Source organism: Microbacterium enclense (assembly GCF_004022425.1).
Taxonomy (GTDB): Bacteria; Actinomycetota; Actinomycetes; order Actinomycetales; family Microbacteriaceae; genus Microbacterium; species Microbacterium enclense_A.
The window spans coordinates 41,463-48,769 of record NZ_RBZY01000028.1 but is presented as its reverse complement, the minus strand read 5'-3'; the positions used below and the strand labels follow the sequence as shown (position 1 = coordinate 48,769).

Sequence of the window (7,307 nt, the reverse complement as noted above, 5' to 3'; positions counted from 1 at the left end):
GCGGCGGCTTCGACGACGTCGTCGGTGATGGCTTCGAGTTGATTGATCTTGAGTATCCGGGCGATCTGGGGGAAGAGGCGCTCGAGAAGCCGGAAGTTGCCACGCGTGATTCGTTCGATGGCGGCGATGGCCTGGGCGTCGGTGAAGTCTTCAGGGTCGAGGGTGCGTCCGATTCGTTTCCAGTGTCTGTCGAGGACGAAGAGCAGTTCGTCGCGTCCCAGCGCTCGATAGTGGTGGGAGAACCCGAGCCGGCTGTACAGCTGCGGGTAGTGCCTGAAGCGTTGGTCGATGCCGGGCATGCCGACCAGGATGATGGCGAGGTGGGTGCGGTCGTGCTGGTCCCGGAGCAGTTCAAGGGCCATCGGGGTGAGCCGTTCGGCTTCGTCGATGATGAGCAGCTCGACGAAGGAATTCTTGTGTGAGCGCTGGCCGGTGACGTTACCGATCGTGCGTTGGTGTTCCTCCACGCAGATGTCCACCTTGATCTGCCAATGACCGATCTCGCGGACGAGTTCCTTTGGTCGAGGCAGAACTTCTGGCGTGTAGAAGACAGTGCGGGACCGGTTGGCCAGAGCGTAAAACGCATCGTCCGCATCGCTGCGCGGTCCCCACTCATCGATGTACGGCTCGAGAGTGTCCCAGTTGGCGTATCTACGGGCGGATTGGGTCTTTCCCACGCCAGCGTCGCCGTGGCAGATGCCGATGGTTCGCTCTTTCCGGACGGCATTCGCGAACTCGATGAAGCGTCGGTGCTCCTTGGTCACGATGAATGCCTGGCCCATCACTCGTCCTCTTCATAGGTGCGCAGCCTGTTCCGCCGCGCCGGCTGAGGTGCGCGGCGGAGTTCAGGTCGGGCGGCGGTAGTCGGGATGCGCTCGTTGATGATCTTGCGCAGTTCGCGTCGGCGTGCTCGTCGGGCGGTTTCGACGTCGCGGAGACTCAGTCTGAGGTTCGGGTGGGCTTCGTCGATGGCGACGCAGATGAAGGTGTCGTGGTCGTAGACGCGGATCTCGGAGATGTCGCGCGGGTCGTACCGGATCGTGATCGGGTGTCCCACGAACGGGGCGAGGGTGGGAGCGAGGTAGCGCTGGCCTTGGAAGTGGATCCCGTCTCTTTGCACGATCCGGTTCTTCGGCACAGTAAGGAGGAGTGTGTCGAGGTACTCGAGACTGTCGGGCATCCGCGGAAGCCAGCCGTCGGCGACCCATGCGTCCCTCGGCGAAACTCCAAGCTCGGAGTGCGGTCGGTCGTTGTAGACGGTGATGAACGCCCCAATCGCTTGATCCAACGCGGGTAGATCCATCGACGGTGTAGGGGTGCGGCTGCCTGGTCCGAGGTGGCCGGGGAGTGTGGCGAGGAGTTCGGTGTTGATCGTGCCGAAGAATCGTTCGATCTTGCCTCGACCCTGAGGGCGGCCAACGATCGAGTGAATGATGCGGATGTGCAACGCGATCGCGGTGCGCTCAAGATGGTGGCTGGTGAAGTCAGAGCCGTGGTCGACGTGCAGGATGTCGGGGAGACCGCACATGGCCCATGCCGGGTCGGTCTTTCGCCAGATCGCTTGACGGAGCGCGAGTGCCGTGTTCAGCGCCGAGGGTGCCCCGGTGAAGACGGTGTATCCGCAGATCGCACGAGAGTAGTCGTCCATTACCGTCGTCAGCCATGGTCGATCCGGCTTCCCGTCGGAGCCGACGATGAGGATGTCTAGCTCGGTGTGATCGGACTGCCAGGTTTGGTTCGGCCGGTCAGCACGACGGCGAAGGACAAGTTCGTGCCGGTCGCGGTACGACGCCGGCCCCTCCAGCGCCAGCGTCACAAGCGCAGGATCAAGCCCGCGCACGACTTCTCGCACCGTCGCGTAACTGGGGACCGGCCTACCTTCCCGGGTCGCTTCCGCAACGGTCAGCCGATGAAGCGTCGCGAGGCTCGGCCGTGGTCTGGTCAGCGCGAGCCGTTCGATGAACGCGACGGTCTCGGGAGCTGTGCGCCGGGTTCCTGCGTCGATGCGGGGCTGCAGGTCCAGTCCGGAGATCCCGCCGTCCAGGTAGCGGCGGTGCCAGCGTTGCAGTGTGCGGGCGCTGATTCCGGTGTCGCGGGCGAGGGCCGCGAGTGGAACCTGGTCTTCGACATGAAGTCGAAGCACCCGCCACCGCTCCTCGGCGTCCACGCCTCACCTACATCGCGGCGCTTCCGCGCGCAGCGTCCGCTTGCTGGTGACGGTAGAGAGTGGCGCGGCTCCACCCGACCAGGCGGGCAGCGTCCTCAGCGGTGCGTCCCTTCGCCCGCGCCTCCCTTGCCAGCTGAAGTTTGTCCGCAATCACCGCGGGGTCGGACACGGGGCGGCCGAACCGTGTCCCGTTTTGTCGGGCGGCCGCTATCCCGGCGGTGACTCGCTCGACGATCAGTTCGCGCTCGTACTCCGCGAGGGTGGCCAGCATGTTCAACATCAACCGCCCGGTCGATGTCGCAGGGTCGATCCCGTCCGAGATGGATCGGACGTGCACGCCCCGCCCGCGCAACAGGTTCACCGTGTTCAGCACGTCGATCAGAGAACGGCCGAGACGGTCAACCCGCCAGACGACCACCGTGTCGCCCTCGGCAGCATGCTCGAGAAGCTTCTTCATCCCGGGGCGTTCGATCGCCGCCCGACTTCCCGACGTGACGTCCGCGAACACGTCGCGCTTTTGCACGCCGGCTAAGACGAGCGCGTCGAGCTGCAGCTGCGCATCCTGACTGGACGTGCTCACTCGCGTGTATCCCAAAAGCCTCATACCGCCAGTGTGCCTCAATAAACCCAGCAACGCAGCGGGGTAAGACAGATCACGGCAAGACAACTTTCCGAGACGACTCGCGCCGCGGAATCACGCTGACGCCGACCGGGGCGAAAGGTGGGGGCCGATGTCTTGAAAAGCTGTACTTAACTGAGACCCTCGTGCGTGATGCGGGTACGCGGGTGGGAGCCTTCGGCCGCCGCACAAGTCGCGATACATGCCCTGGCGCCTAAGCTGGAGAATCACTTCGGGGAGGGGGCGCATGGACCGCACTCCGGGCACCGAGAGGGGTTCACTTCTCTACGTCGAGGACGACGCAGAGATCGCCGCTCTTACCGTGGAGATGCTGTCCGACGCGTATACCGTCGATCTCGCGACGGACGGGGAGTCGGGTGTTCGAAAGGCGCTCGGCCGTCCATACGACGTGATGGTGGTGGATCGTCGACTGCCGGGGATGGACGGCGTGGCATTCATCCGGTCAGTCCGTGCTGCCCGGATCACAACTCCGATTCTCATGCTGACCGCGCTCGGAACAATCGACGATCGAGTATCCGGGTTGGATGGCGGCGCCAATGACTACTTGGTGAAGCCGTTCGACTATGGCGAGTTGCTCGCGCGGCTACGTGCCCTGCGCCGCGCATTCCGCGCAGACGGCGAACGGCGTGGCATCGGGGACTGGGTTTTCACCCCGGAGTCGCAGGCGCTCTACGACCCGTCCGGCTTCCGGATCTCGCTCACGGCGACTGAATCTGCTCTGCTCGCACTCCTCACCAGCAGTCCCGACCACGTGTTCAGTCGTGAAGAGATCGTCCGCGCGGTCTTTCCTGATGGCGAGACAACGAGCTCAGTCGACACCTACGTGCACTACGTGCGGCGTAAGTCCACTCCCGACATGATCGAGACCGTTCGTTCCCGCGGATACCGGGCCGGGAGTCCGTCATGAGCAACGACTTCCTCTATGTTCGCCGCGCGTCCCGCGCCGTGGGCCTGTACGTAGGAGTCGCGTCGGCACTCATCATCGCCGCAGGTGTGGGCCTCCTCGTTCTGGTGATCCTGCTCACCTCTCGCCGGGAGGGGGCAGAACACGGCCCGGGGGTAGGCGGTGATCATTCTGGCGACGACTTCGTCGTCGACATCGATAAGGTATTGCCGGCTGTGATCCTCCTCGGGGTCGTCGGTGTGCTGCTCTTAGCGGTCGTCGCGTGGCTCGCAGCGCGGCGATCTGTGCAACCTCTCAGTGATGCCCTCCGCCTTCAGCAAGATTTCGTTGCAGACGCCAGCCATGAGCTGCGCACCCCACTCACCACCCTGACCAGCCGAATACAGGTCCTGCAGCGTCGACATGCGCGAGGTGAGCCGATCGAGGACAACCTCGCGGCTTTGCGTCGGGATGCGACCATGATGAACGACGTGCTCAACGACCTCTTGATATCGGCAGAGCAGAACACACCCGCCGCAGCAGGTCCGGCGCTCGTGTCTGTCGCCGCGGAGGCTGCCGCCGCATCCCTGCAGGCGCTTGCCGATCAGGCATCCGTGACCCTGATCGTCGATGCCGACCAGGATGTGGCGGTGCGGGTGCCGCCGGTCACGCTGATGAGGGCGATAGTCGCTCTCGTCGACAACGCCGTCCAACACTCCCCCGAGGATGGAATCGTTCGCATCACCGTCAGAAGCGCGGAGTCGTTCGCGCTCATCCGGGTCGCCGACGAAGGTGGCGGCATTTCCGGGATCGCAGTCGACCGGGTGTTCGACCGTTTCGCCCGCTCGGCGGACAGCGGCCGCAGGCGTGGGTTCGGGCTCGGCCTTTCCCTCGTGCGCGACATCGCCGTCAGGGCGGGCGGGTCCATCGAGGTGGAAGCAACTTCCGATAGAGGGACGACCTTCTTGGTGCGATTGCCTGCGGCCTGATCACACGGCAACCGTGTCAACGCACGTTCTCCCGAGCCAACGTGAGGTTCGCCCGTCCGCCGCGATGATGAGGCCTGTGCGAGTCTCTGCGCGGGAAATCCACGACCGGTCCGCGTAGCCGGCGACCACCGCCGCCGTCGCCCAGAGATCCGCCTGGGCGAGACCATCGGCTACAACGGTTGCGCTTGCTACCGTGACTGCGGGATTGCCTGTTCGCGGGTCGACGATGTGCCGACCGCGTTCCGCGACTCCTGAGGTGGCGACAGCCCCGTTCTCAATAGTGATGGTCGCCGCTACCTCACCCGGGTGGCACGGGTCCGCGATCGCGACATTCCAGCGCCAGTCGGTGTCGGGGGCGGTGAACAATTGCATGTCGCCGCCCGCGTTGATGCCAACAGCGATGTCCTGCGGGACCAACGACGCGAGATGTGTGCGCGCAACTATTTCCACCGCCCACCCTTTGACTAGGCCGGTCGGGTCGAACCAGCCCTGCCAGTCGGCCGAGAACAACCCATTCGTCTCGCGCTCGGCCTCACAGCACAGCTCGGCGACTCGCGAAACCCTGGGGTCCGCGTCCTTGATGGTCAGCTCGCCCCTGCGGATCCGATTGATATCGGAGTCGTCCCGATAGGTGGAGAAGACACGGTCGATGTCGCGGAGCTCGCTGAAGCACGCGTCCACGGCACGCCGGGTGCCGGTGGCCGGTTGCGGGCCGCGGGAGCGGACGTGGACGCTGATCGGTATCCCCATGATCTCTTCGACCCACACGTGGCGGGGAGGGATGATGGCGCGCATCAGCTCTGCGCCTGGTCGAGCGCGCTTTGCAGAGAGGTCACGTAGCCGCGACTGGTGTACGTCGCACCTGACACCATGTCGATCTGCGCGCTCTGCGCTCGCACCGTTTCGCTGACAAGCTGCGGGATCGCGTTCTGATTTATCTGACGGTCACGACCGTTGCCGTCCGGGTAGTCCACCACCTGCACATCACTAATCTGACCCCCCGCGACGGTGACCTGCACCTGCACGGGCCCGTATCGCGTGCCCGTTGAATCGCCCGTGTACGTGCCATCAGCGAGCGACGACGCGGCCGTCGGAGACGGGCTCGGGGGTGAGGAAGCACTGCCGTTGAGATTGGCATCGCCCCCGGTAGTTCCACCGCTGGCGGTGGTCCCGGTAGTCGTGGATCCGCTGACGGCGGGTTCAGTCGCGGTCGGTGGGATGGCGTCCAGAGATGTCCGGTAGCTGAAGAGCAGCACCAGCCCGGTGAGCGTGGTGAGGAGCGCGTAGATGATCTTCTTCATGGGGTCCTCCGTGTCAGATCGTGAACGCTTCGGAGTGGATGCGTTCGGGCGCGAGCCCGGCGTGCCGGAGGTCGCGTTCAAGGTCGGCCATCCAGGGAATGGGCCCGCAGAGGTACGCGTCGTACGACGTGATGTCGGGGGCCAGGTGCCGGATGAGGTCCGGTCCCTGCCATGCAGAGTGGGTTGCGGGCATCCAGGGTGAGCTGCCTGTGGAGCGCGGCCCGGGCAACGGGACGTGTCGAAGCCCGCGGTGAGCGACCAGGTCTCTGATAACGGACTGCCGGAGACCGTCGGCCGGATCCGAGTCCCGAGTGATGAGAGTCGCGTCGCCGGGCTGGAACGTTTCCGCCTCCAGGAGAGAGACGAGTGGGGCGACACCGGCTCCCGCACCGAACAACAGCAGCTTCGATCCGGTCCGCAACGCACCGGTCATATGACCGTAGGGTCCTTCGATGAGGACACGCGTTCCGGGGTGCAGTGTGGCCAGTCGGTGGGTGCCATCCCCCGCGAACCGCGCCGAAATCGACAGCCGGTCCCCGGTCGGCGCGCTGGAGAGTGAGAACGGGTGACCGCGTGTCCACCCGGGGCCGTCGAGGAAGCGCCAGATGAAGAACTGCCCGGCACGCGCACCCAGCCGGTTCATCGCCCGGCCGGACATGCGTACGGTCACTCCGCGTGCACCGTCAAGGTCGACACCGCTGACACGGATCCCGTGCCGCCACGATCGAAACAGCGGTACGCCGACCCGATACACCAGGACAGATGCTGCAGCTGCCGCCCACAGCGCCCACCAGTACGCGGTCGCCACCGGCGTGGAGAGAAAGTCTGCCCCCGTCCACAGCTGGTGCGGAAGTGCCAGGCCGACACCGAGGTACGCGTACAGGTGGAGCAGGTGCCAGGACTCGTAGCGGAGGCGGCGGCGGGCGCGTCGAATCGAGGTCACCACCACCATGAGGATCGCCAGCGTGCCTGCCGTTGCCAGCAACATCCCCGGGTAGTTCCACACGAAGTCCCACAACTGGGCGAGGGGATTCACATTCGCGGCAACCGAGTACGCGGCCACAAGCAGCACGATGTGTGCGGCGAGGAGCCAGAACGACCAAAAGCCGACGAACCGGTGCATCCGCGTGATCGCCTCACGTCCGAAACCGCGCTCAAAAATGGGGACCCGCGCCATCAGTAGCACCTGGTACAGCAGCAGGTTTGCAGAAACCAGGCCGGCCAGCCGGCCCAGCGTCGTCAATGTCTCTCCGCTAACGGCGAAGACACTCGTTACACCACCGCCCGCGACCCACAACGCCACGACGAACAGACTCGTCAACCAGAT

8 protein-coding genes are annotated in these 7,307 nt (G+C 65.0%); 2 read left to right on the top strand and 6 right to left on the bottom strand.

The genetic code is table 11. The annotated features are described in order from the left end of the window. The 3 genes from D8Y23_RS09200 to D8Y23_RS09190 all read right to left on the bottom strand — a co-directional run. A partial coding sequence (locus tag D8Y23_RS09200) for an AAA family ATPase (protein ID WP_128217845.1) occupies positions 1 to 782 on the bottom strand: 782 nt, incomplete at its 3' end. Beyond that, positions 782 to 2,167: a Mu transposase C-terminal domain-containing protein gene (locus D8Y23_RS09195; protein WP_128217844.1), complete on the bottom strand. Its 1,386-nt coding sequence runs from the start codon at positions 2,165 to 2,167 to the stop codon at positions 782 to 784. The genes D8Y23_RS09195 and D8Y23_RS09200, both read right to left, overlap by 1 nt. A 7-nt stretch (positions 2,168 to 2,174) precedes the next feature. Continuing rightward, on the bottom strand, positions 2,175 to 2,771 hold the full coding sequence (locus D8Y23_RS09190) for a recombinase family protein (RefSeq protein WP_128217851.1): 597 nt from the start codon (positions 2,769 to 2,771) through the stop codon (positions 2,175 to 2,177). Positions 2,772 to 3,033: 262 nt separating this feature from the next. Between D8Y23_RS09190 and D8Y23_RS09185 the strand changes: the two genes are divergently transcribed. Both D8Y23_RS09185 and D8Y23_RS09180 read left to right on the top strand, forming a co-directional pair. Further along, complete coding sequence (locus D8Y23_RS09185) at positions 3,034 to 3,714, top strand: response regulator transcription factor (protein ID WP_128217843.1); 681 nt, start codon at positions 3,034 to 3,036, stop codon at positions 3,712 to 3,714. Continuing rightward, positions 3,711 to 4,679, top strand: a complete 969-nt coding sequence (locus D8Y23_RS09180) for a sensor histidine kinase (protein ID WP_128217842.1) — start codon at positions 3,711 to 3,713, stop codon at positions 4,677 to 4,679. The genes D8Y23_RS09185 and D8Y23_RS09180 overlap by 4 nt, the downstream gene beginning before the upstream one ends. On the opposite strand, the gene D8Y23_RS09175 is transcribed toward D8Y23_RS09180, so the two are convergent. Genes D8Y23_RS09175 through D8Y23_RS09165 form a run of 3 tightly spaced genes read right to left on the bottom strand, consistent with a single transcriptional unit; the run spans position 4,680 to position 7,223 of the window. Further along, entirely contained in the window at positions 4,680 to 5,474 is a 795-nt protein-coding gene (locus D8Y23_RS09175) for an FAD:protein FMN transferase (RefSeq protein ID WP_128217841.1), read from the bottom strand. Then, positions 5,474 to 5,980, bottom strand: coding sequence for an FMN-binding protein (locus D8Y23_RS09170; RefSeq protein WP_128217840.1), 507 nt, complete (start codon positions 5,978 to 5,980; stop codon positions 5,474 to 5,476). Before D8Y23_RS09170 ends, D8Y23_RS09175 begins: the two co-directional genes overlap by 1 nt. Positions 5,981 to 5,993: 13 nt before the next feature. Continuing rightward, positions 5,994 to 7,223, bottom strand: a complete 1,230-nt coding sequence (locus tag D8Y23_RS09165; protein ID WP_240663851.1) for a ferredoxin reductase family protein — start codon at positions 7,221 to 7,223, stop codon at positions 5,994 to 5,996. Positions 7,224 to 7,307 lie beyond the last annotated feature (84 nt).